The following is a 24,293-nucleotide window of genomic DNA, read 5'->3' as shown; positions in this document are numbered from 1 at the left end:
GCAGCCTTCGGCAGCTCCTACGGATCGCGTACATCCGGTGGTGCTGCGGGACGCAATCCTTGTAGGAGCTGCCGAAGGCTGCGATCTTGGCGATTCATGCCACGCCGATTCGCAAAGAGGACCCACGTGAAAGCCAGATCCGATGAATTGCAGATTTTCGTCTGCGTGATTGAATGCGGGTCGATCTCGGCTGCGGCCGAGCAGGTCGGGCAAACGCCGTCGGCGGTCAGCCGCACGTTGTCGCGTCTGGAAGCCAAGCTCGACACCACGCTGATCAACCGCACCACCCGACGCATGGACCTGACCGAAGAGGGCAAGTACTTCTTCGAACACGCCAAGCGGATTCTCGATCAGATGGACGAGCTTGAAGAACGTCTCAATTCCCGCCAGCAAACCCCGTCCGGGCGTCTGCGGATCAACGCCGCATCGCCATTCATGCTGCACGCCATCGTGCCGTACATCGATGAGTTCCGCCGTCTCTACCCGGATATCCAGCTCGAACTCAACAGCAACGACTTGATCATTGACCTGCTGGAACAAAGCACCGACATCGCCATTCGCATCGGCGCGCTGGCGGACTCGACCTTGCACGCGCGCTCCCTGGGTTGCAGTCCACTGCACATCGTCGCCAGCCCGGCGTACCTGGAGCAGCACGGCACCCCCGTCGCCGTTGCCGATCTCAACGATCACACGCTGCTCGGCTTCACCCAGAACGAAGGCCTCAACCAGTGGCCGCTGCGCCATGTGCACGGTGATCGCTGGCCGATCAACGCGGCGATCAACGCCTCCAGCGGCGAGACCGTGCGTCACCTGGCGCTGGAAGGCCAGGGCATCGCGTGCCTGTCGGATTTCATGACCCACGACGACATCCGCGCCGGGCGCCTGAAGGAGGTGCTGTCGCAGTTCAACAGCGGCTATCGCCAGCCGATCAACGCCGTGTATTACCGCAACTCGCAACTGGCCCTGCGCATCCAGTGCTTCCTGGACTTTATCCAGGGCAAATTGGCGGTGTACGCAGACTCGAATTTCAAGGGCTGATTCGTGATCCCTGCGCAAGAGTGAATTGGGTCACTGGGGATTTTTCGACAGGGATCGGTCGTTGATACTCGTTGCATCACTTATCAACGCAGGGAGTTTCTCCATGAACGTATTCGTTACCGGCGCTGCCGGTTTTATCGGCGGCTCCATCGCCACGGGCCTGGTCCGCGCAGGTCATAACGTCACCGGTCTGGTGCGCAGCGCCGAACAAGCCAATGAGCTGAGCGCGCTGGGCATCACTCCAGTGATCGGCACCCTGGATGACAGCGCCTTGCTGGCCGATCAGGCCCGCACCGCCGACGCCGTGATCAACGCCGCCAGCAGCGACCATCGCGCCGCAGTAGAAGCCTTGCTCAATGCGCTTCGCGGCACCAACAAAGTGTTCCTGCACACCAGCGGTTCGAGCATCGTCGGCGATGCGTCGGGCGGTAAATCCAGCGATGTCATCTACTACGAAGACAACCTGCCGGAACCGACCGTCGACAAGGCTGCCCGCGTGGCCATCGACAACCTGATCCTCGCCGCCGCGAAGGACGGGGTGAACTCCGCCGTCATCTGCAACACCCTGATCTACGGCAACAGCCTCGGCGTCAAACGCGACAGCGTGCAGTTGCCGCGTTTGTTGAAACAAGCACGCAAAAACGGTGTGGTCCGCCACGTCGGCACGGGCCTGAACATCTGGTCCAACGTGCACATCGAAGACGTGGTGGCCCTGTACTTGCTGGCGCTGACCAAAAACGTACCGGGCACGTTCTACTTCGTCGAAAGCGGTGAATCGTCGTTTATCGACATGACCACCGCCATGGCCGAAGCGCTGAATCTGGGCAAGCCGCAAGACTGGCCGCTCAAGGATGCCGAAGCCGAGTGGGGTTATGAAATGGCTAACTATGGCTTGGGCTCCAACAGCCGGGTTCGCGGCAAACATGCGCGGGAGTTGCTTGGGTGGGTGCCGAAGCGCATGTCGGTGGTTGAATGGATTCGTAACGAAATGGTGTGATTGGCGTTTAAACCAAGCGGGCCTGGGTTTCCAGCCTGACAAGCGGCTGCCTTCGGGCGGCCGTTTCAGTTTTTGAAATTGATCAAAGTCAGCGCTCGGGCCTATGGTTGATTCTTTAATCATCAACCTGGTCAGGAACGACGAAAAATGAACAATCGCTATGATGCAGAAGGTTCGCAGAGTAGCTATGAACCCGGCTCGGACGAGCAGGTTTTAGGCAACAAACTGGGTATTACCGACCCGGAGGATATGGACGACGCCGAATTGGTATTGCTCGAGAAGTTGTATCAGTCGGTGCTGATTGAAAATCTGCCTGATCGGCAATTGACTGTGCAGGACCTCAAGGATTGGCATCGGCGATGGCTTGGTAACCTCTATTTTTGGGCTGGAGACATTCGCTCGGTCAACATGGGTAAAGGCGGATTTTTCTTCGCTGCTGCACCGCAAATTCCTCGATTGCTCGTTGATTTTGAACGGGACTGTCTTGCCAGATTCACTCCGTGCAGCAATTGCACGGATGACGAGTTGATCAAGGCGATTGCTGTGAGCCACGTGGAGTTCATCCTGATTCACCCATTTCGTGAAGGCAACGGGCGCTTATCAAGATTACTCGCGGATGTAATGGCTGTTCAGAGCGGTCGCTTGCCTTTGGATTACAGCATTTGGGAGGAGCACAAGGATGCTTACTTTGCTGCGATCAACCAAGGATTGAACTGCAACTACGAGCCTATGGAACATTGGGTTCGGCAGGCCTTATCGGAGTGATGGATACAGCGATCTGCCATCGCTACGGTGCAAGATTGAGATGCGCGAACTTGTTGGTTTTGTTTTTAAGCTTGCGCTCAATGACTTCAACACTCTGGCCCGTCTCGATCGCTGTTGAACTGGCGATCGCACGAATCAACGTCTCTGAATTCATTTTTTTGCTGTTACGGCGCACAGGTGCCATGAGCGTGGCTCGGTCTGGGGACGAGTGCCGAGTATAGCTCTTATCGTGGTGTTGAAAACTGACCACTGGACTGATGAAAATCCCCACCCCTCATTTTCATAACCTGCGACCTGCCATACCTCTGCGCGACATCCCTTACCTCTCCACGAAAATTAGTTTCACCTCGTTTGAAAATCACGCCGCGAAATGATTTATGAGTTTCACAAATCACTCGACGTGACCCTTTCGAGGAGTACCGCATGACGCCTTCCTTCGGCTATTGGCTGCTGGTGTATGCCGCTATCGCCATCATTGCGCTGATTGTTCTGATCGCGCGTTACCGACTCAATCCGTTCATTGTGATCACCCTGGTGTCCATTGGCCTGGCGCTGCTGGCCGGGATGCCGCCGTCGGGGGTGGTGGGGGCTTACGAGGCCGGGGTGGGCAAGACGCTGGGGCATATTGCGCTGGTGGTGGCGCTGGGGACGATGCTCGGCAAGATGATGGCCGAGTCGGGCGGGGCAGAGCAGGTCGCGCGCACGTTGATCGACCGGTTTGGCGAGAAAAACGCGCACTGGGCGATGGTCAGCATCGCGTTCCTGGTCGGGTTGCCGCTGTTTTTCGAGGTCGGTTTTGTATTGCTGGTGCCGATTGCGTTCACGGTGGCGCGGCGAGTCGGGGTTTCGATTCTGATGGTCGGTTTGCCCATGGTCGCGGGCCTCTCGGTGGTTCATGCCCTGGTGCCGCCGCACCCGGCGGCGATGCTGGCGGTGCAGGTCTATCAGGCGTCGGTGGGGCAGACCTTGCTCTACGCGATTTTGATCGGCATCCCGACCGCGATCATTGCCGGTCCGCTGTACGCTAAATTTATCGTGCCGCGCATTCAACTGCCGGCGGATAACCCGTTGGAGCGGCAGTTCCTTGAGCGCGAGCCGCGCGATAGCCTGCCGGGTTTCGGCATCACCATGGCGACGATTCTGCTGCCGGTGGTGCTGATGCTGATCGGCGGCTGGGCCAATCTGATTTCCACGCCGGGGAGCGGTTTCAACCAGTTCCTGCTGTTCATCGGCAACTCGGTGATTGCCTTGCTGCTGGCGACGCTGCTGAGCTTCTGGACCCTCGGCCTGGCCCAGGGCTTCAGCCGTGAATCGATCCTCAAATTCACCAATGAGTGCTTGGCGCCGACGGCCAGCATTACCTTGCTGGTGGGTGCGGGGGGCGGTTTAAACCGGATCCTGGTGGACGCGGGTGTCACCGATCAGATCGTCAGCCTGGCCCATGAATTTCACCTGTCGCCGCTGATCATGGGCTGGCTGTTCGCCGCCCTGATGCGCGTCGCCACCGGTTCCGCCACTGTCGCCATGACCACCGCTTCCGGCATCGTTGCGCCGGTGGCCATCGGTCTGGGTTATCCGCATCCGGAGTTGTTGGTGCTGGCGACGGGCGCGGGGTCGGTTATCTTTTCCCACGTCAACGACGGCGGCTTCTGGCTGATCAAGGAATACTTCAATATGACGGTTGCCCAGACCTTCAAGACCTGGACCGTGCTCGAGACGCTGATCTCGGTGGTCGCCTTCGGTCTGACCCTGGGTCTTTCTTACCTGCTGTAGCCGGAGCCGCCCGCCATGGACATCCTCTACCAGATTCGTTCCCGTCAGGATTCCTTCAGCGCCGGCGAAGGACGTATCGCCCGGCTGATGCTCGACGACGTAGGATTTGCCTCCGCCGCCAGCCTCGATGAGCTCGCGCTGCGGGCGGAGGTCAGCACCGCCACGCTCTCACGTTTTGCCCGCACGGTGGGCTGTCGGGACTTGCGCGATCTGCGACTGCAACTGGCCCAGGCCAGTGGCGTCGGCAGTCGTTTTCTCGACCCGGCGGGTACGCCTGAACAGTCGGCGTTTTACGGGCAGATTGTCGGTGACATCGAATCGACCTTGCGTCAGCACCTGGCTGCATTCGATGAGTCGCGCTTCGCCGATGCCGTGAAACTGTTGGGCAAGGCGCGGATGATTCATGCCTTCGGCATGGGCGGTTGCTCGACCTTGTGCAGTGATGAACTGCAAGTGCGGTTGGTACGATTCGGTTACCCGATTGCGGTGTGCCATGACCCGGTCATGATGCGGGTCACCGCCGCTAGCCTCGATGCCGACCGCGCCGTCGTCGCCTGCTCACTGACCGGCATCACCCCCGAGCTGCTCGAAGCGGTGGAACTGGCCCGCAGCTACGGCGCACGGATTCTCGCCATCACTCGGCCCGACTCGCCGCTGGCGCAATTGGCCGACGTGCTGTTGCCGCTGCAAGGCGTCGAAACCTCATTCATCTACAAACCCACGGCGGCGCGCTACGGCATGCTGCTGGCCATTGACGTGCTGGCCACCGAACTGGCCCTGGCCAATCCTGAAGACAATCAAGAACGTCTGCGGCGGATCAAACTCGCCCTGGACGATTACCGCGGCGGCGACGATCATTTGCCGCTGGGAGACTGACATGCTGTACGACACACTGATCCGCAACGCCCTCATCATTGATGGCAGCAACAGCCCCGGTTATCCCGCCGATGTGGCGATTCTGAATGGCCGCATCGAACGTATTGGCGACTTGCGCGATGCCAGCGCCACGGAAGAAATCGATGCCGCCGGCCGGGTGCTGGCGCCAGGCTTCATCGACGTGCACACCCATGACGACACGGTGGTCATCCGTCAGCCACAGATGTTGCCCAAGCTCAGCCAGGGCGTGACCACGGTGATCGTCGGCAACTGTGGGATCAGCGCCTCGCCGGTCAGTTTGCGCGGCGATCCACCGGACCCGATGAACCTGCTTGGCACTCGCGCGGCGTTTGTTTATCCGCGCTTCAGCGACTACCGCGCAGCGGTCGAAGCGGCGAACACCACGCTGAACGTGGCGGCGTTGGTCGGCCACACCGCGTTGCGCAGCAATCACCTCGACGACCTGTTTCGCACCGCCACCGCCGAAGAAATCTCCGCGATGCGCGAGCAACTGCGTGAAAGCCTTGAGGCCGGCGCGTTGGGGTTATCCACAGGCCTGGCATATGCGAGCGCGTTCTCGGCGTCTACCGATGAAGTCATGCAACTGACCGAAGAGCTGACCGCGTTCGGCGCGGTCTACACCACTCATTTGCGCAGTGAGTTCGAACCGGTGCTGGAGGCGATGGATGAGGCCTTCCAGATTGGCCGTCATGCCAAAGCCCCGGTGATCGTTTCCCACCTGAAATGTGCTGGCGTCGGTAATTGGGGGCGCAGTCCGCAGCTGTTGGCATCCCTGGAACACGCCGCGAAAACCCACCCGGTGGGCTGCGATTGTTATCCCTACGCGGCGAGTTCCTCAACCCTGGACCTCAAGCAAGTGACCGATGCCCATCGCATCACCATCACCTGGTCCACGCCGCACCCCGAGTTGGGCGGTCGCGATTTGATCGATATCGCCGCCGAGTGGGGCGTGCCGCTGCTCGACGCCGCCCGCCGTCTGCAACCGGCAGGCGCGGTGTATTACGGGATGGACGAGGCGGATGTGCGGCGGATCCTGGCGCACCCGTTGTCGATGGTCGGCTCCGACGGTTTGCCGGAAGACCCGTTTCCGCATCCACGTTTGTGGGGCGCGTTCCCGCGGGTGCTCGGACATTTCAGCCGTGACGTCGGGCTTTTTCCGCTGCATACCGCCGTACACAAGATGACCGGGTTGTCGGCGGCGCGCTTTGGCTTGAAAGAGCGCGGTGAGATTCGTGAAGGACATTGGGCGGACCTGGTGCTGTTTGATCCGCTGACCATTCGCGACGTGGCAGATTTCCATGACCCGCAACGGGCGGCGGAAGGGATTGACGGGGTGTGGGTCAACGGTGTGTTGAGCTATGTCGATGGCCAGGCGAATGGGCGCAGGGAAGGGCGGTTTCTGGCGCGGGAAGGGGATTTGCGTGGGGGGTTCCAGTAAGTATTTCGAGTGCTACGTCACAATGATGGCACTCTGAGATTAAAGAAAGCCATCGCCAAGCCGAAGTGCTGACATCCAGCCCAGCTACACTGGGCCTTTTAAGTCAGGGAGCAACCCATGAGCTTCGGCAAAACCACCCCGATCCTGCGGATCTTCGATGAAGCCAAAGCAGTGGCGTTCTACGTCGATTTTCTGGGGTTCAAGATTGACTGGCAACACCGTTTCGAAGCCAACTTCCCGTTGTACCTGCAAGTGTCCCGGGGCGAATGTGTGCTGCACCTGACCGAGCACCACGGCGACGCCACGCCGGGCTCGGCACTGCGCATCGAAACCGATGAACTGGAAGCGTTCCAGCAACAACTGGTTGCCAAGGAATACATGTTTGCCAAACCTCAGATCCAGGCCATGCCCTGGGGAAGTCAGGACATGACCGTGACCGACCCGTTCGGGAATCGGTTGGTGTTTACGAATGCGATTAGTGCTTGAGCGGAATTGACGCGTCAGACGGGCAACGCGTCAGGATTCCCTCCCTCTCAACCATTGGACATGTGTGTTGAACCCTTCATAGTCTCTGACGGCGCGCTGCGTCGGTATGGTGATCTCATCAGGGATGATCCCGCTGCAGTTGTAGCAGGCTACAAAAGGCAACGGGATTGCACCAACGGTCAAGGTGTCGGTGAACAGGTGCAGATCGCCGAGCAGCCTTTCAGCGGAGCCCGGGTACATTGCGACGACCGAGTTCAGAAGCCTGACCTCTGAATGCGTCCCGGGTCCGCCGGCTCTTAACGGGATGATCTGCTGGCTGCTCTCGATATGGTTTGCGATGAGGTCCCGGGTGTAGGGTTGCAGCTCGTGACTCTGCCCCAGCGTCCTGCTCAGCGTCGGTTCGGCTCTCAGTTCTGCGAAGCTGACGGGCCTGATCGGGTCCGCTTTGGCATCGCTATAACGGGCGGTCAGGCCTGCCATGTAGTCGGCGGAGTTTGCGATTCTGTAGCTGCCATAGTCCATGTAGAACTCATGGCTGATGGCTGTGCCCTGATAGTCCTTGTCTACCCCTTCGTATCCAACGGGACCTGTTTTGGGCGCCGTGAGGTTGAAGAAGTCCATGAAGGTTGTATTTTGATTCGGCAGTACGGCATAGGAATGGGCCACCAGATGATCCTTGAGCAAGCCTTTGCTGAACCTGTGATCGGGGTTTTGCCGAATATCCGCTTCGCGTTTCTCCCGCTGTTTCGTCTGTGAGCCCGTATAAGTTCGCGGGGTCATGGCGAAGTTCATGATGGCCTGTGATCGTTCTCTTCCCTGAAGAGCAAAGTCGTTGACGATGTCGTCCTTGCCCAGGCCCTGGACATCGACGAACCTCACCGGGTTATTACCGACCATGCCATACAGGTTCAACCCGTCGACAGTCCCCGCAGGATCAGGGCTGATCCATCGTTGCAACCAGGGCGCGTAATAGCGCATTCCAAAATAGTACATTCCGCTGGCGTCTCGCTCCTGGCCCGAGTAACGGAGGGTGCTGTATTTCACTTCCTGCTCTGAGCGGGCGGTCCTCCAGGCCGTTCCTCCATAAGGGTAATAACCTTCCTCGCGGATCAGATGGCCGTCGACGTCCGTTTCGAGGGTGTTGGAACCCAGATGGTCGTTGAAGCTGAAGCGCAATGGGCTCATGTTGGCTGACTTGGGCTGGCCTCTGGTCCAACTCAGGTATCTGACGCTACATCCTCCGGCCTGGAGGGTGATGACCTCGAGTCTTTCTCCAGTGCTTTCACGGATTTCCAGGCCGGGCAAATAGATGACATCGCTGATTTCGGTGACCGAGTGCCGCCGGGTGGTCTGTCGTTTACGAACACGCTGACCCGCGCCATCGTAGAGGTAGGTTTCCGTGTCCGAATCACCGTCGTCACGTTCAACCAGCGTCACGCGTTGCAATTGATTGCGCGCGTTCCATTCCAGGGGTTGCCCGGTTTGCAGGGCTTTCAAGTTGCCGTTGGCATCGAAGCCATTGGCGAAGTCGGGAAGCGGATCGCCGGTTTTCCATGACAGGCCGCGATTGCTGCCCGGTGCAATGGACATCTCGTGAGTGTGGTTGTTGTTCGCCCGTTGATGTTGCAGCTTGATCAGGTTGCCGCGTTCGTCGTAGGTGTAGCGTTGAGTGAAGTTGAGCAACCGGCTCCGGTCGCCCGGGGTCAACGAGCCGTCAGGCAGCGACGCGCGAATGCCAGCGCCCTGTTCTTCACGGCCCGATGCCTGGACCAATTGATAAAGGCTGTCGTAGGCATACGTGCTGATCGGTTTGACCCGCTGGTTGGTGTTGTACTGTTCGGGTTTGGTATGGTCCTCGACCGACAGCACATTGCCCACGGCGTCATAGGCATAGTGCAAGGCTTGAAGCGTGACAGCTCCCGATCGCGAGGTTTTCTGTTGTTGCATCCGGCCATTTTCAGGTGTGTAGGTCGCCGAGGTGAGGATGTTGCGCCCCAAGGTCTGCGATTCGATCTGGCCCTGTGCGTTGTACTTGAGCTGATCGAGAATCAGCTGTTGATCGCTGACATCATTGAGTTGCAGGGTGATCTGTTTCAGTTGCCCGGCAACATCGAAACGCGAACGCCGGGTATTGCCTGAGGCATCTCGGTGTTCAAGGATTTCCCCGGTGGGTGCGAATTGCCGGGTGGTGGCATAGCCATCTCCGTTTTCAAGCAGATCGTCGCGCTTATCGAGTTCTTGTGGCCAGTCTGCCGCATGGCTTTGCTTCAGCAACCAGCGTATTTCGCTGACGGGGTTTCCCGTGAGGTCATACGCAGAGAACAGCAGCTTGCCTGCGGGATCATCGTGGCGAATCAGACGCCCGCACTGGTTGTTTTTTGCGTGCTCGGTTGAGCCGTCGGCAAAGGTGAAGCGCTCGACGGTCCGGCTTGCGTTCCCGTCGGGCTCTTCGTATATCACCAATGGGCGCAGTTGCTCGTCGTAGTCTGTTTGCCAGTGGCTGCCACCGGCGTCCCACTTATCGAGCGCTTGGCCCGACTCCCCGAAAAAGGTCAACTGCCAGCCCGCATCGGTGCTGTCGGTCAACAGCAAGGTGCCCGACAAACTGCTTGTTTGCGTCGAGTCAGCACGTTTGTGGTGGGGCGTGCCAGGGTGTGAGTAGTGCGCGACGACTTGGCCATTGATATCGTGAGAGTGGCGAATCACGCGAGCCTCGGGCTGTGCCAGGGGATCACTGCGCAAGTAGGAGACTTCGCGGATATGCAGGTTTCGGCCATCGACGACGTTCAGGGTCGGCGTATGCCGATGAATGACGGTGCTCATGGTGCACTTCCTTGTGCGGTGTTGTTGTCGGGTTCCGGTCCGGTTTGGGTATCGTTCTCGTCTTCGGTGATGCAATACCACGGGAGGTAAGTGTTTCGACGCATGTCGCCTTTGGCATTGATGACCCGAACGAGTCGACCCAGCGGGTCATGAAAGTACTGATCACAAAGGCCGAACTGGCGCAGGGATTGATCGCTGATGTAGCGAAAGCTGTCACTGAAATAAGGACGGTAGGTGCGAATCACCAAGCCTTTATTGTTGTATTCGACGCGCTCCCTGACTCGCCAGCGAAGTGGGGTGTCGCGTTCGAGCAACACGTTATTCTCCTGCTTCAACGTGCCGTCTTCACTGACCGTCCATGCCTCACCCGACTCGACTTTCTGATTGCTTTGTAATGGCCGGCCAAAGCCATCCCGGTAAATGACGGTGATTCGGATCTGTTTTTCCGTGTCGTGGTTGAACCTGTCAGCCTGCAATGCCGCGTAGTGCACCGGTTCACGTTTTATGCTGTCAATAAGGGTCAGGAGCTTTTGCTCATAGGGTGTTTTTTTGGTATCTGGAACCGCCAGGCGAATGCGCGCGCTGGCACGTACGTGACCGCTGGGCAGGAGATCGCCGAGCATGACGGCTTGATTGCGCCAGTCCAGCTCTTGCACCGTTGAGAACGTAATTTTTCCCATCCAGCTGAGCGGGTCGTAACAGTAGGCGCTGGCTACGTATTGCAAGGCGCGCTCGGGGTTTTGAACGGCGATGTACGGGCGCATGTCGGCGTGCCGAATAAAGGTGGTAATCGGCTTGAATCCAATGTCTTTCCCGGCCCCATTCATTTTCCGGTAACTGATAGCCAATGCTTGCCCAAAGGCATCGTACAGCGCTTCGTGAATGACCTTGTTGGGGTCAGTGATCTGGATGGGTTGAAGTGTCCGATAATCGATCTGGGTGACCGTGGTTGTGCAGTTGTCCGGGCGTTCGAGTGTTTTGGTCGCGCAGTAATAGGGGTCATGGGTGAGCGTTGTCGTGCCATGCTTTCGGCTTGCCTGGAATGTCCTGATCCTGAAGAAACCAGTCAGGTCCTTATAAGTGGCGAAGTGGCGCCGCACTGACCAGAGCATGTCTTGTTGATCGGCATGCGCATCTGCTGGCAAGGCCGTGGGCATTTTTCTGTAGCCGTTGTTCTGTAGTTTTTTTGTCCGCTCGAAAGGCGCCTGCCCGGGCCGTGAAGCCAGTACGTCATAGGCCTTCAACGCCACCTCATTGAGTTCGGCGGTTTCCAGGTGATCGATCAATCCTTCGACGCTGGCCTGACCATCAGTGAATACTTCCTTCGTGCCTGGTTTGCTGTAGCGCTGTAAAGACAGGCCTGTCATGACAAGACGGGTTTTCCAGGCGGCCGAATCGCTCAGTTCGAGCAGGTTTTCGTAATTGATTGCACTGGGTTCCAGGCCGTCGGGCAGAGGCGCCTTGGGCAACTTCAACGCATTGGTACGCTGCAAGTACGGCAGGCCAAGCCGTCGGCTCCCTGACGTATCGATGTGAATGAATTGAGCCTTTGTTTCGTTCAGGTAATAAAACTGCTGATCATCATCGTGGGCGTCCCTCCACCATGTGTTTTGCCAGGGGGCGGTGAACGGAGGCGCATCGCCTGCCCTTTTTCGACGAGCATAACTGGCCGTCGCGCTGTGGGTCAGGTAACCGTAGGTGTCCCACGCCAAGTTGATGGTGTGCGTGCAACGAGGATCATCGGGGATACGTTCGTATTCATATCGAATGTTCTCCAGTAGCACGGGGTGCAGGATTGAATGGGAACTGTGTTCACCCTGGCCCCTGAGCTCGTTTATCAGGTATCGATGGTGTTCTACTGAAATCGGATTTTTTGCCCTCGGGTGATCGCCCGGGCCATAGGTTTCAACTCGCAGGATGCGACCGGTCAGCGCCCTGGCCGCTTCCCTTCGGCGGACTGCCATGTTTTTGACCAGGTATTCGACGGCTGGTTTGTGTTTTTCCGGGCCCCAGCGTTCTCCCCACTTCACGACGGTTTCGCCCATACCAGAGGCCGCCCTGTCGCGGAGGTTGTAACCCGGATTGTCGGCAAGATCCGTTTCCTGGCCAGTGTGAAACCAGGTCTTGATCAGTGTCGGCTCAGTGTGGGAAGTATTTGCCTTGCCGTCCGGGCCGAAGTACCTGTCGCTTTGCTCAAGCAGGCCGAACCCGCGTAGTTCCCGCTCGCTACCGTCGTAGACACCCCGGCGATACCTGAAGCGTTGTGCTATCCGGTTACCGGTTATTTCATCGAACTGTGATTGTTGCTTGACCACAAGTAGCGGAAATGGGAGTTGTGAGGTCGCGGTTTTGTTGTTCTTGAGCAGCAGCCTCTTTTCATCCAGCCACTCTTGGGCAGAGCTGCGATAAATGACGCTGGCGCTGGCCCCCATGTTGTTGTTGGTTGAACTGAGCAAATAAGGTTTGGTGTCAACGAAGTCGTAGCGAAAATGCCGGGTCGTTTTCTGCGGTGCACTGAACACCAGGCTGGAGCAACCCAGGCCTTGCAGATCCATGGCGCTCACCTGGCAGGACGCGTCATACCGCAGGCCTTCCGGCCATGGCAATTCGATCGCGGCGTTGAAGCCGTTGCCGCATTTGTTCAGGTAAATGCGCGCGCAATCCGGCTGCAGATAAATCAGGTCGACAGCGCCTGAGCCGTCAAGGTCGGCCAGCAGGATACGCGATGCGTCGAACGCTTCGTATGGAAGGTCCAGAGGCGCCGCGATAACTCGCGCCTTGCCGAAGCGCCCGCCACCCAGGTTGGGCCAGCAGGTCACTTCGTTATGGCGAATACGGATGAGATGTTGTTGCCCGCTACCCAGCAAATCGCTGAAGGCCACCAGTTCGCCAGGCGAGTTGCCTGGCTGTGGCAAGTCATCGTTATCGATCCTGTGGGGGATCTGAACGCCGGGAGCAAACCCTTTTCCTTTGCTGTTGGCGTACAGGCGAACACTGCGCGGCCCTAGAATGACCAGATCATTAAGCCCGGCCCCCATTAAATTGGCCAACTGGCCCTGGGGCAGGAAGAGCTCCGTCGGCACGGCATTGAGGGGCGTGAAGTTCGACCATTTGCCGGTGTGATTCAAGGTGAAGAAACCACTGAAGCCCTGCCGAGCCACCACCCAATCCAGACGCCCGTCACCGTTGAAATCACTGAGAAACTGACGGCTGTTACGGCTGCTGTCTGTCGGTGGTACTTGTGCAAGGTCCTCCCAGTCGCCATACGCAACGTGGTCCGCGCCCGTGGCCGCGCGTAACGGCTGGCGGTACTGCCAGCATTTATCGGTTCGACGCAGTACGCCGGGGATGCCGTCGCCCAGCAGGTCGACCAGTTGAAAGGGTTGTGCGTTGTTAAGCCCGGACAATGCGTCGAAAGGTTGGTAATGCTGAATGTCGGGCTTTAGCTTGAACGAGGAATAGGTGAATTCAAGCGGCGCAAGGGTCTCAGCTTGATTGTCAGAACCGTAAGCCTGGTGGAAAGCGGCGCTCAGGCTGTTGTAGGTGAGACCGTGCTCACGGTATTCGAGCAACAGACGGCGAACCAGGCGCGGCTCTTTGCCCATCGATGCTTCTTCAGGAAAGTAGTGGAACATCAGGACTTGCCGGCACAAGTGGCGTGTACCCAGTTCAAACCCGTAGGCGAAGTCTGAAAAGGGGTCGCTGCGTTCCGGACTCGTCTGTTTGCCTTGATATTCGGGCGTCTCTGTCAACGCAGTACTGCGCTCTCCGTAATCCAGGCACAGTTCGAAGTGCCATTGAGCCTGTCTGAGCCCATCGACTCTGCTCAGGTAAAATTGCGAATCTGCGTTGAAATTGCCGTAGCGCACGCGGCTCAGGTAGCGTTGTGCGCGGTAGTCGGCTCCGCCTTCGACATGAAATTCATCGACTCTGTACTCATAAAGAATATGTTCGCCATGGGCGTTCATGCTCTCTTCGAGCAGCCATGCGGCGACCTTGGAAGGCGCATCGAAGGCGGCACGGCGTGCCGACGGGTTTTTTCCGTACAGGTGCTGACTGCCATCCGCGCCGTAGACCCGCCAAAAGCCAGGTTTGTCTGTCGTGCTGGACCAATGCTCGATCAAGTCGAAAGCAGTTTCGATGCGGGGCCGGTAGCGCACGACTTCATGTTCAATGGTCGAGTTGTCACCCAATGTCTTTCGGCTTGAAAGGATGTCACCTGTTCGCTGATGCCGCTCCGGCAGCCAGACCTGCGCGTCGGGGCCAATGAACGCATCATCGTTGGTGTAGGCGGGCACACCCTGGCTGGTGCGGCGGCCGATCGCGCCCAGGGAGAGTGCCCAGCCCAGACCGAACACGCCGTTGCCTTGGGCACTGCTGTAATTGAGGGTCAGCGCCGGAAAGTAGCCGCGTCCGGGTGAGATCGGTAACGCAATCTCGCAGGAGGCTGCACCGCTGAAACCGACGGCACCCAGACTACTGCCGATACTTTGAATGGCGCCGCCTCCCTTGGGCAGGGCCGGAGGCGTGACAGGGATAGATGTGTGTTCCTTCACAGCGCGCCCCCATCCGCCCTGGCGGTGTACTTCAGATGCACGATGACATCGGAGAGTGATTCAAGCATCGCTTTCTGTGCCGCAGGATTCGGGAACACCAGCTTCCATCTGGAGATCGCACCTGTGTATTCAAAGGGCTGGTAGCGCTCGTCCTGAGCGCTCAGGGTAAACAGTCCGTTGTCATCGAGGCCTGTCGAAAGGGCGACCTGCCGGTTGGCGAGCAGGCTCTTGATTGAAGGCGCGCTATCACCTGGCATGACCACTTCGCTGCGAGTCTGGATGAGGAGGGCGCGGATATCGTCATAAGGGCCCAGAGTCGTTGGCAAGGTGATGCTGATACTTTTGATCCGGCGCAGATAGTGGCCTGGATAGTCGTTGTCAAACATCGCCTGGGTCAGTTCGAACTCGCATGAGCCGGTTTTCAGATCGGATCTGAAGCCCTTGACAGTGGAGTTCTCACTGCTCCCGGGTGTGTCTCTCCAGTTTTTGTTGATCGAGGAGTTCTTGTCCTTGTCTTTGAGTTGACGCAGTGACACGGTCTTGTGAATTTCCAGCTCGCGTTCATTGCCCAGAAGGTAAGCGTTCTGCATGTTCAGCAAGGCCAGTTTCATCCGCTCACCGGGGCCGAGTCCGCGATAGGTGCTGTTCCAGGCCTGGGGCTGGACGAACGCCGGAGTGGAGTGATCGGCCATTTCGTAGCGCCAGCACAGTTCGGTGAACTGGCACAGCGACAGCGCGGCGTCGTACGCCTGATAGTAGAAGCCGGACATTTGGCCGGTGAACCATTGGTAAAGCTGGGAGTTGGTGAAGCGATTGCTGAGCAGGCTGTAGACGGTCCTGGCTTGCTCAAGTGCTGTTCGGGTTTGTCGCAGGACGAGCAGGGAGGCGGTCTCTCGTTCGGTTTCAAGCGCCAACTGCGCATCGAGTTGCGCAATTTCGAGCCTTGCCTGATCACGCATGAACGTCCACTCCTCGTGGCGACGACGGTATTGCGCGGCCCGTTCGAGGGCTTCGCCTGCGCCATGGGCGGCAGCTGCCGCACCTTGGGCACCGGCCATGACAGCCAGAGGCAGCCCTTCGATACGATGACCACCGTCCGCCAGGCCAAAGATGTTGGGGACAACCTTCAAGCCTTGAGCGACCACTTGCGCCGCATGGGCGCTGGCTTCGGCAACGCGTCCTGTCAGGTGCAGCGCGGCGGCTGCAGCTTCGGCCGGGTTTATCACTTCGTTGACCAGTTGGTTGTAGTAGTCCACACGTCCTTCGACGACAGCTTTGCTGGCAAGCAAGGTTTCCTTGTTTTTCTGGTCGGCTTTCAACACCTGGGTCTGCAGGTCCACGGCAATGTTCGCCATATCCCACAGATGGTGTTGCTGGATTTCCTGATAACTGGCCTGCTCACTGCGCTCGATAAACGACAGTAGCGTTGCTCCGAACTGAATTACCGTGTCGACGGCACTCATGGCGTGGGCATGCAGGACGCTGAAACGGTAAGGAGGAATCTCTGTCCCCTGGCGTTGGTAAATCCCGGGTTCGGCTGCGCGCCGAGGAGTAGAGCCTGACAGGTCGCCGGGGTTCGCGGGGGCGGTAAAAAGTGGCAGCCTGAGCGGTTTTCCGGCCATGTCGAGATGGTGCCTGAGGTTGTGCAAACGGCTTTCGAGCTTTTCCCAGCGAGCAATCAGCACCGGGTTGAATGGCAAATGCAAATGAGGCGTATCGATCGTATGTACCGACGGTGGGGATGCGTAAGGCCGTTCACACACTTGGGGAGCAACGCCGGGAGAACCTGCCTCAGGTTTGTGCTTGCCCTCTTTACCCAGCTTATTTTCAAACGTTCGCAGCACGGTGTTGCGTTCTTCGCAGAAGGCTTTCAGGGTGACAGTGGTCCACAGGTCGGTTTGTTTGAGGTCAGGGCGCGGGCCCAGAAGGTCCAAGGCTCGGATATACCAAAGCTTGGCCTGTGCCAACCCGTCAGGCGTCAGCGTGCGGTAAGCGGTGTCGCCGCGATTGAGCAGAATATCGATGTAAAGCATGAACAGGGCTTTGCGAAAGTGCACCGGATGGCTAAGGGCAATCTGATGGGGGTCCTGCGGGCTCTGGATGGCATAAGTGAGCTGCCCGTGTGTCTCGATGCTGGTCAACGGCACCGCATTCCAGTAGTCGGGGTTTTGGTCCTTGATTTTTTTGCGGCCGGGATTGAACAGATAGTGCAACCAGCGTTCGGCCTCACCGTACTGGCGTTCGAGGCAGAAGCGGTGGGCCATCAGCCATGGCAGGTAAAGGAACAACTCGATGAAGTAGCGCCCGTAGGCACCGTAGAAATCCATCTTCTCGGTTGGGGCATTTTCTACAAAAGCGGGCTCTTGCAACTGCTGGGAGCCCCAACTCAACAACGTTTCCATCCCCGATTCGGCACGCTCGATCAGGTGCCTGGCAAAGGTGATGTTCATTCGAATCGGTCGGCGTGGAAAACTGCTTCGGCTGTCGGTGCGAACGTCTGATTCACTGATGGATGAGGTTGAAAAATCAATAAACTCGACGGTGCCGGACACGTTGTCCTGACGGATTGTTATACAGGGGGCCTTGAGCGTGCCTGAGCTGTTTGGAAATTGCAGAACTCCATTTTCAGTGGTGCTCAATGCATGATTGATCATTGAAAGATCGGTTGGCTTGGGTGGGCCTTTGCGTTTTTGGTTACCTCGGCCTTTCTTGGAGCCGGGGACGTCTTCATTGAGGGCGTTTTTTGTTAAATCGGTAAACACGCCGTCGGGAAATAATAGGGATGACGTCGTAGCATCCTTGTCGATATGCGCCGAAATCCAGAAAGGGCAGGTCAGGTTTTCTATCGGCTCATCGCTTTTTACGTAGAGGGCAATGTGCAGGGATGGGGGTGAATGCTTGGGGTCATGGACCGCAACGGTTTGCGTGTGTCGTCTGATTTCGTCAAGGTCCAGCATGTGAAAACTGTCGTGTGTGCCGAAACCCTGCAGGCAGGTTTGTGGGGTGCTCCAACTGTCGTCATATTTTTTGTAGCAAAGGTTCAACCGAAACAAGGGGTTGGTTTTGGTGCTGTTGTTGTCTGTCTGGCTGACTGTGTGCCTGTCCTGAAACACGCATTCGGCCCAGATCACGTACAACCGATTGTTGAAAATGACGGGGCGAATGGTGTGTTCGATCGCACTGTCGGAAATAGGCAGATTGGCGCGTTTCCAGTCTGACCAGGCCTGTGGCTCTGGCGCGTCATACTTGGGCAGCGCCGATGTTTCCGTTGATTTGGCGGCTCCTGTGAACGGGCGCATCGCCATGTTCAGCGAGCGCCAATAGTAGGTGCTGGCGGTGCGGGACTTGGCAATGAAGTAGTAGGTGCTATTGGCGAAATCGAGATCGTCGATGTAGCCGTTGAGCGTCTTGAGATTGGCGACTTCTTCGAATTTTGCCAGGTAAGCCAATGTAGCTGTCTGGGCCAGATCGCTGGTGAGCTGGTTCTGGTTAATGTCATTTTCCAGTTGCCGGAAACTCTCCGTGCTGGTCTCACGAAGCGTCGGGTCCAGATAGAACGCGGGAAAATAGTGCAGCCGCTGATTGGCGGCCCAGGTCGGATACTGATGCATGACCGTGCGCCAGGTCTCGATCTGATCCTTCGGAATGGACGCGGTGTGATACCCCGGCTCCATATTGGCCAGAATGCTGTTGATGTACTGTTGAAGGCTCGCCGTCGCGCAGGCGACCGGGCTGGTGGGCACGTCCTGGCTGACTAGCACGTCGAGCAGCCAGTAGTGATAAAGGTCATTGGCGGTCTTGATGTGATCCGCAAGACCCAGGGAATTCAGCGTCTCGTCATCCGGTACGATCGCCGACAGGTAAAGTGCAAGTTGAGCGTCACGCAGGGTTTCGCCCAGTTGTTTTTCAATGGTGGCAGACATGTTCATTCCTTGAGCATATGGGGGGCATCAGTGACGGGTGGCCATGACCGCTTCACCGACTTTTTTCCAGTCGGCAGGCGAACTCGTGTTATTGAGGGCCGTTGCGGCCAGGAGCGAGGCGGCGCTCAGACCGCTAGCCTGACACGCCGTATGGCAGCGCATGACCCAATCCACGTCCTTCATGGTTCGGGCTTGTTGGTACGCCAGCTTCGTTGTCAGCACGCTGACTTCAGTTGCTGTCCATTTCATCAGTTTGGCCAGCAAACTGTTTTTGGCGGCCGTCGTCGCGTTCGAATTGGCCACTTGCAAATAGCCCAGCAGGTTTTCCTCAGAGAGTTGACTGAGGGTCATGCAATGATTGAAACGATCCAGCAGGTACAAACTGCTCAGGGTTAGTGTCAACCGTGTACCGGGCTCTTGTAGCCATTCGGGGTGGCTCAGAAACATTTGCAGGGCGCTGTTGCTGAGTTGAAGTTGAACGGCCGCTTCGGCGTGGCGCAGAACCGGCTGCAGCGTTCGGAAGAGTCTGGTTGAATCGGCACCGTCCAGCGCACTGCTCAGGATTTCATAAACTGAAACATTCGCCCATAACAGCACACCCTTTGTGCAGTTCATGGGCAAGAGAGACGTTTCCTGCAGCAGCTTTTCGACCAGGTGCAGCTGTCGATCATGGGCAAGCTGCAGCATGTCCTTGAGTTTTTTCTTGCAGTCGACTTTTAGCCTGAGATCCTTGCTGGCATCGGGGGCCAGCGACAGCGTGTCGATGACCTTGTCCAGTGCGGCCGTCAGTTTGTCGGGGGCATCATTTTCGATGCCGGGCGCGAAGTGTTTTACCAGGCCTTTTGCGTCGAGCAGTTCCTTGGCCAAGAGGCTGCGCCAAGCCACGGTGTTGGGGAGCGAAAGCTCGGCTATCTCGCGCGGGGTTACCGCGCACTGGAGGCTGTCGGCGCTCAGTTTGCTGAGGTGACGCTGTAAATCCCCTTGTGGGTGATCCTCGCTGCCCGTGTGATCCAGAAGGTGTCGCAGCTTGGGTATGTCGTAGACCGATTCATCGATCCAGCGTGTGAGCCAATCCATTTGCATCAGCACATCAGGCAGATTGGGTACATCGGCTATCGGTGTCAGGCTGACGTCAAAGTAGGTGATGTCGCTGGAAGTGTTGTCGGACCGCGTCGTTGTCAAGGTGACGAACGCATTATCACGTTCCAGCAGTGCATCGAATTCACCGTTTTCTATTGATATCGGAAGCCCCTCCAGCGCCGTATGCGTGATCGCGGGCGGGATCACGCTGATGCTGATGTTGGCGTTGGCGTTGGACGAGGCCGGCATGGGAAAGTGGATGCGCAGTTCATTGATACTGTCCTTGGCGGCAAACCATGACGTCGTGATTTTCAGTGTGGAGCCCTGCAGGAGCTGGGGGGGTATGTCGGAATCGATTGTGGGGGGAAGACGAAAGCGTGCGACCACTTCGACACTTTCGGTTGAGTCCTGCTTGCGGCGCGCCACCAGACGGAATGTGCGAATCTCCGATTTCAAGCCGACCAGGCACCGGGCAATACTCTCGCCACCCAGCAAAGTTGCCAGTGTTGTCATGTCAGCAATAGAGATTCCCAGCATTCGGGCGATACGTGCCTGGCGGTAAATTGCGGACAGGGTGGCGGTGTCGCACTTGAGAGGGCCGGCGTATTGCTGCGTGTTCTTGACGATCAGCAGCAGTGAGTCTTCGGTCATGGGCAGGCCGAGGCAGGCGCTCAGGTGCTGCAATATGGTGTGCGAGACCGGCTCGGCATCGTCCGAGGAGAACGGCCGCCCATCGAGAACAAGTGGTGTTTCGAACAGTTGGGCGGGATTGAATACCCGGTCCAGTAACGAGTAGTCCCCACCAATGACGTAGGGGGAGACCTGATGAAGCAGCGCCGCAAATTCCTCGCCGCTGATCGAGTATCGGCGATTCAAATAACGATAGACACCCAGGGCACGTACGGTACCGGCTTCAATTCGCATGCCTGTATTCCTGGGGACTTGCGACTCAAAAGCGCTGATGATCAGCGTGTCCAGCTCGGCAAAAGGAATGTCCAGCCAGCGTTGCAGGCGGATCATGCGATGCAGGCGCTCGAGTCGTTGCTCCGTCATATGGGCGATTTTTTTGATCTCCCCGTTGAGGGGCAACGCCATGCTGGTGGCGCGGGTGTCGTCGATGGAAGTGGGACCGTTCACGTAACGGGCGCCATACGGGGCTGCACGGTAAATGGCCATTGTGTGATTGCTGGATCGGCGTGGCGTGTGTTTGCCTTGGGAGAGTAGGGCCTCGAGTTGCTCAGCGGTCAGTTCTGTGCGCTGCAGAAAAGTGGATACGCTACTCAGGCTGGCATGATCTGTGGTGCCATAGGTATTTTTCCAATAGGCCGCGTCGCGCCGAATCTCTGCTCTTGTATGCTCTGTCAGCAATGCCTGCTGCCGCGGGCCCAAGCCCGACATCAGTTGTTGAGCTTCGCCAGGGGCGGCGACTAATACCTGTCCATAGAGGTTACTGGCAGTCTGTGTGAGTGGGAGGTGGGCACTGATGAGATAATTCAATTCACCCAATCCCGGTTTTTCCCCGCTTAGGCCCAACAGGCACTGATGGTGGAAAATCTCGTAGGGAAGTGCGAAGGGAAAACGTCGATTCGCTAGCACCTCGTGCGTCGACTTTCCACGATCGCTGGTGCTCTTCAGCGCCTCCTGAATATTGTTGTTCAGGATGTCATTGACGATTCCGAGCATGGGCTGTGGCGTAAAGGTGGTGTGCTGGTCGATCGATAGCTTCGCCAGATCCGGTCGGCGCTTTTTCAGCAGGATTCGGTGGGCCGTTTCAGCGTTGGATGTCGATAGGCTGCTTTCCAATTGCCCGGCAAACAGGTACAGGGCTCGAAGGTAAGCCACAGGTGAGTCGATGGCGGCGATCGAATCGGTTTTACAGAATTCGTCCCAGTTCTCCTGGAACAGGTTGGCGTAAGTGGGACCTTCTTTCTCTACGGCACGAATGCCTGGAGGGTGCCAATGATGCTGTTCTTTGCCCGAAGAAAGTTGCTGTTCCCGATACAGATGGCTGATCTGCGCAGCAAAACATTGGGCGCCGTCGTAGAGCTTGTCCACGTCGATGGGATGGGGGGCAGACTGGAGCTTGGCCTGGAGCGTGGCCTTGGTAAACCGCAGGATATCGAATACTGACGTGACTTCCAGGGTCCTCTTGAAGAATTTTTCCAGCTTATCGTCTTTATCAGGACTATGGGTCTTGATCAGTGCCTGAAGTAATGGATAGTCGTCCATACCGAAGTGACTCCTTTGAAGTGGGGAGCGATCGATATTACGGAGTGAGTGCAGTGTGCGCCGTCAGCTCTTCAAGCTGTGGAGTCCTGGAAATATCGCCATATGGCATAGGGCGAATCGGATCGGGCTGTAGGATACGAATATCACATTGTGGACGACCCGCTTCCCCGCCAGCGCATGGCTGACGGGGGGCGCGCCAAGCCCTGGTTACACGCGGAAGTGACTGACCATCTGCTGCAACTGACCACCCAACCGCGCCAGTTCAACACTGGATTTAGCGGTTTCGTCGCTGGCGGCGGCGGTTTGTTCGGAGACGTCGCGCACGTTGATGATGCTGCGGCTGATCTCTTCGGCCACGGCGCTTTGCTCTTCGGCGGCAGCGGCGATCTGCTGGTTCATCGACTGGATATTGGACACCGTGCGGGTGATGTTTTCCAGCGACACGCCCGCCTTGCGGGTCAGCGCGACGCTGCTGTCGGTCAGGGCGCGGCTGTTGTTCATCACCGCCGACACTTGTTGCGTGCCGTTCTGCAGACCGGCCACCAGGCCTTCGATTTCTTCGGTGGATTTCTGCGTGCGCTGGGCCAGGCCACGGACTTCGTCGGCCACCACGGCAAAACCACGACCGGCCTCACCGGCACGGGCCGCTTCGATGGCGGCGTTGAGCGCCAGCAGATTGGTCTGTTCGGCCACAGCCTTGATCACGTCCATGACGCTGCCGATCTTGTCGCTTTCCTGTTGCAGCACGCTCATGGCTTCGGTGGAACGCGCCACTTCGGTGGCCAGGCGTTCGATCTGGGCGATGGCTTCGTTCACGACCTTGTCGCCTTCGCGGGCTTCGCCGTCAGCGGCGGCGGCAGCCTGGGAGGCTTCTTCGGCATTGCGCGCGACTTCCTGCACGGTGGCGGTCATCTCGTGCATCGCGGTGGCCACCTGATCGGTTTCGATCTTCTGGCTGTTGACCCCGGCGCTGGTCTGTTCGGTCACGGCCGACAACTCTTCGGCGGCGCTGGCAATCTGGGTGACGCCATCGCGGATGCCGCTGATCAAGTCGCGCAGGGTCACGCCCATGCGGCCGATACCTTGCTGCAACACACCGAGTTCGTCGCGGCGGGTGACTTTGACGTCCTGGGTCAGGTCGCCGCTGGCGATGCGTTCGACCACGGTCATGGTGTCGCGCAGCGGGCCGGTGATCTGACGGGTGATGACCACGGCGGCAATCACGCCCACCAGCAACGCCAGCAAGGTGCTGATCAGCTGCATGGTGCGGGCCTGGGCGCTTTCGATATCACGACGGTCGATCTGGAATTGATACAGCTTGTCGCTCAGGTCGACGATGGCGTTGCCCTGATCGGTCATTTCCTTACGCGCCTGCACGGCCTCGGTGCTGGCGGTTTTGTAAGCCATCAAGGCGCTGCGATAGTTGGTCAGCGCGGTGTCCAGCTGACGCAGGGCGTCTTGCTGGGTATCGGCAAAATGCACGTTCAGCGGCTTCAGGCTGGCGATGGCCGCGTCCAGTTGGCCGATGGCTTTTTGCTCGGTCTCGGCGTTGGTGCTGGCGGTGTAGCCGCGCACTTCGTAGCGCGCGAGCATGAACGCTTCCTTGGCCGCGGTGATGGCCTGGAATTGTTCGAAACGCTGGTCGCTCAGGGGCATTTCCTGCACGCGGGTGTTGATCGTGTTGATCAGCGTGCTGGCGATCTCGGCGTTCGCACCCATGGCGTCGCGGGCGCTGTTACCGGTGCGGTAGGCGCTGCGCATTTTGTTCAGGGACGTCTGATAAGCGGCGATGGTCGCGGCCTGCTCTTTGAGCATTTTGACGTTTTCAGGGTTTTTGAAGCTGCCCAGCAACGCGGTTTGCTGAGCCACAAAACTGTCGAGGGTGGTCTGTACGTTTTGCGCGGCGGTTTCGTCGCCGTTGGTCAGCATGTATTGCAGGCGAACTACGCGCAGCTTGGTCAGGCCGGCGTTGAGCTGGGTGATATCGCTCATCCAGTTGCTGCGGTCAATCAACCCGCCCAGGCTCGTCCAGCCGGTCAGGGCCAGGACGCAGGTCAGTGCCAGGACCAGGCCGAATCCCAGGCCCAGTTTCAGGTTCACGCTGATATTACCGAACCAGCTATTCATCACAATTCCTCCAGGAACGTTGTGTTTCTTTATCTTCAGTTGGCTGGAAGATTGTTGTTTTTAGGTGCCAGCAAGGTGTGTTGCAGACCTGTATCGGCAGCGATCCCGAGAGCTGAAAGTTTTTTGTCGGACGGATCCTGTAACAAGGTTTGTGGCACAGT

Annotated in this window: 13 protein-coding genes; 7 read left to right on the top strand and 6 right to left on the bottom strand. The window is 58.0% G+C overall.

Going from position 1 to position 24,293, the window contains the following annotated elements; all coding sequences use genetic code 11:
- The first annotated feature begins 126 nt into the window (after nt 1-126).
- The 3 genes from HB680_RS23955 to HB680_RS23945 all read left to right on the top strand — a co-directional run bounded on the left by HB680_RS23955 (nt 127) and on the right by HB680_RS23945 (nt 2,800).
- Nucleotides 127-1,038 (top strand): LysR substrate-binding domain-containing protein, encoded by a 912-nt coding sequence (locus HB680_RS23955; RefSeq protein ID WP_213940925.1) that lies wholly within the window; start codon nt 127-129, stop codon nt 1,036-1,038.
- A gap of 103 nt (nt 1,039-1,141) precedes the next feature.
- Nucleotides 1,142-2,035 (top strand): NAD-dependent epimerase/dehydratase family protein, encoded by an 894-nt coding sequence (locus HB680_RS23950; RefSeq protein WP_213940924.1) that lies wholly within the window; start codon nt 1,142-1,144, stop codon nt 2,033-2,035.
- Nucleotides 2,036-2,182: 147 nt separating this feature from the next.
- A complete protein-coding gene (locus HB680_RS23945; protein WP_213940923.1) occupies nt 2,183-2,800 on the top strand; it encodes a Fic family protein in 618 nt (205 codons plus the stop codon).
- Nucleotides 2,801-2,822: 22 nt separating this feature from the next.
- On the opposite strand, the gene HB680_RS23940 is transcribed toward HB680_RS23945, so the two are convergent.
- A complete protein-coding gene (locus HB680_RS23940) occupies nt 2,823-2,984 on the bottom strand; it encodes a hypothetical protein (RefSeq protein WP_213940922.1) in 162 nt (53 codons plus the stop codon).
- A gap of 239 nt (nt 2,985-3,223) precedes the next feature.
- Here HB680_RS23940 and HB680_RS23935 point away from each other — a divergent pair, with 239 nt between their 5' ends.
- From HB680_RS23935 to HB680_RS23920, 4 genes are all read left to right on the top strand, one after another.
- Nucleotides 3,224-4,573, top strand: coding sequence for a gluconate:H+ symporter (locus tag HB680_RS23935; protein ID WP_213940921.1), 1,350 nt, complete (start codon nt 3,224-3,226; stop codon nt 4,571-4,573).
- 15 nt (nt 4,574-4,588) lie between these two features.
- Nucleotides 4,589-5,449 carry a MurR/RpiR family transcriptional regulator gene (locus HB680_RS23930; protein WP_213940920.1) on the top strand — a complete coding sequence of 287 codons (861 nt, stop codon included), beginning with the start codon at nt 4,589-4,591 and terminating at the stop codon, nt 5,447-5,449.
- Nucleotide 5,450: 1 nt separating this feature from the next.
- Nucleotides 5,451-6,908 carry a D-aminoacylase gene (locus HB680_RS23925; protein ID WP_213940919.1) on the top strand — a complete coding sequence of 486 codons (1,458 nt, stop codon included), beginning with the start codon at nt 5,451-5,453 and terminating at the stop codon, nt 6,906-6,908.
- Nucleotides 6,909-7,025: 117 nt separating this feature from the next.
- Entirely contained in the window at nt 7,026-7,394 is a 369-nt protein-coding gene (locus tag HB680_RS23920; RefSeq protein ID WP_213940918.1) for a glyoxalase superfamily protein, read from the top strand.
- A gap of 30 nt (nt 7,395-7,424) precedes the next feature.
- Here HB680_RS23920 and HB680_RS23915 read toward each other — a convergent pair whose 3' ends face one another.
- The 5 genes from HB680_RS23915 to HB680_RS23895 all read right to left on the bottom strand — a co-directional run bounded on the left by HB680_RS23915 (nt 7,425) and on the right by HB680_RS23895 (nt 24,132).
- The gene (locus HB680_RS23915; protein WP_213940917.1) at nt 7,425-10,217 is read right to left on the bottom strand and encodes an RHS repeat-associated core domain-containing protein; all 2,793 of its coding nucleotides are present in this window, start codon (nt 10,215-10,217) and stop codon (nt 7,425-7,427) included.
- Nucleotides 10,214-14,773, bottom strand: coding sequence for a SpvB/TcaC N-terminal domain-containing protein (locus tag HB680_RS23910; RefSeq protein WP_213940916.1), 4,560 nt, complete (start codon nt 14,771-14,773; stop codon nt 10,214-10,216). Before HB680_RS23910 ends, HB680_RS23915 begins: the two co-directional genes overlap by 4 nt.
- Nucleotides 14,770-18,696, bottom strand: coding sequence for a neuraminidase-like domain-containing protein (locus tag HB680_RS23905; RefSeq protein ID WP_213940915.1), 3,927 nt, complete (start codon nt 18,694-18,696; stop codon nt 14,770-14,772). Before HB680_RS23905 ends, HB680_RS23910 begins: the two co-directional genes overlap by 4 nt.
- Nucleotides 18,697-18,723: 27 nt before the next feature.
- Nucleotides 18,724-22,005: a Tc toxin subunit A gene (locus HB680_RS23900; protein WP_213940914.1), complete on the bottom strand. Its 3,282-nt coding sequence runs from the start codon at nt 22,003-22,005 to the stop codon at nt 18,724-18,726.
- 207 nt (nt 22,006-22,212) lie between these two features.
- Nucleotides 22,213-24,132 (bottom strand): methyl-accepting chemotaxis protein, encoded by a 1,920-nt coding sequence (locus HB680_RS23895; protein ID WP_213940913.1) that lies wholly within the window; start codon nt 24,130-24,132, stop codon nt 22,213-22,215.
- Nucleotides 24,133-24,293: the final 161 nt, after the last annotated feature.

The sequence above is a fragment of the Pseudomonas sp. dw_612 genome (assembly GCF_018449725.1).
Taxonomy (GTDB): domain Bacteria; phylum Pseudomonadota; class Gammaproteobacteria; order Pseudomonadales; family Pseudomonadaceae; genus Aquipseudomonas.
This window is presented reverse-complemented; position numbering and strand designations above follow the sequence as displayed.

What these genes read in the sequence shown, in the direction of transcription:
- HB680_RS23950 (WP_213940924.1), top strand. Translation starts at nt 1,142, where the DNA reads ATGAACGTATTCGTTACCGGCGCTGCCGGTTTTATCGGCGGCTCCATC.
- HB680_RS23920 (WP_213940918.1), top strand. Translation starts at nt 7,026, where the DNA reads ATGAGCTTCGGCAAAACCACCCCGATCCTGCGGATCTTCGATGAAGCC.
- HB680_RS23930 (WP_213940920.1), top strand. Translation starts at nt 4,589, where the DNA reads ATGGACATCCTCTACCAGATTCGTTCCCGTCAGGATTCCTTCAGCGCC.
- HB680_RS23935 (WP_213940921.1), top strand. Translation starts at nt 3,224, where the DNA reads ATGACGCCTTCCTTCGGCTATTGGCTGCTGGTGTATGCCGCTATCGCC.
- HB680_RS23895 (WP_213940913.1), bottom strand. Translation starts at nt 24,132, where the DNA reads ATGAATAGCTGGTTCGGTAATATCAGCGTGAACCTGAAACTGGGCCTG.
- HB680_RS23945 (WP_213940923.1), top strand. Translation starts at nt 2,183, where the DNA reads ATGAACAATCGCTATGATGCAGAAGGTTCGCAGAGTAGCTATGAACCC.
- HB680_RS23900 (WP_213940914.1), bottom strand. Translation starts at nt 22,005, where the DNA reads ATGGACGACTATCCATTACTTCAGGCACTGATCAAGACCCATAGTCCT.
- HB680_RS23940 (WP_213940922.1), bottom strand. Translation starts at nt 2,984, where the DNA reads ATGGCACCTGTGCGCCGTAACAGCAAAAAAATGAATTCAGAGACGTTG.
- HB680_RS23915 (WP_213940917.1), bottom strand. Translation starts at nt 10,217, where the DNA reads ATGAGCACCGTCATTCATCGGCATACGCCGACCCTGAACGTCGTCGAT.
- HB680_RS23925 (WP_213940919.1), top strand. Translation starts at nt 5,451, where the DNA reads ATGCTGTACGACACACTGATCCGCAACGCCCTCATCATTGATGGCAGC.
- HB680_RS23905 (WP_213940915.1), bottom strand. Translation starts at nt 18,696, where the DNA reads ATGTCTGCCACCATTGAAAAACAACTGGGCGAAACCCTGCGTGACGCT.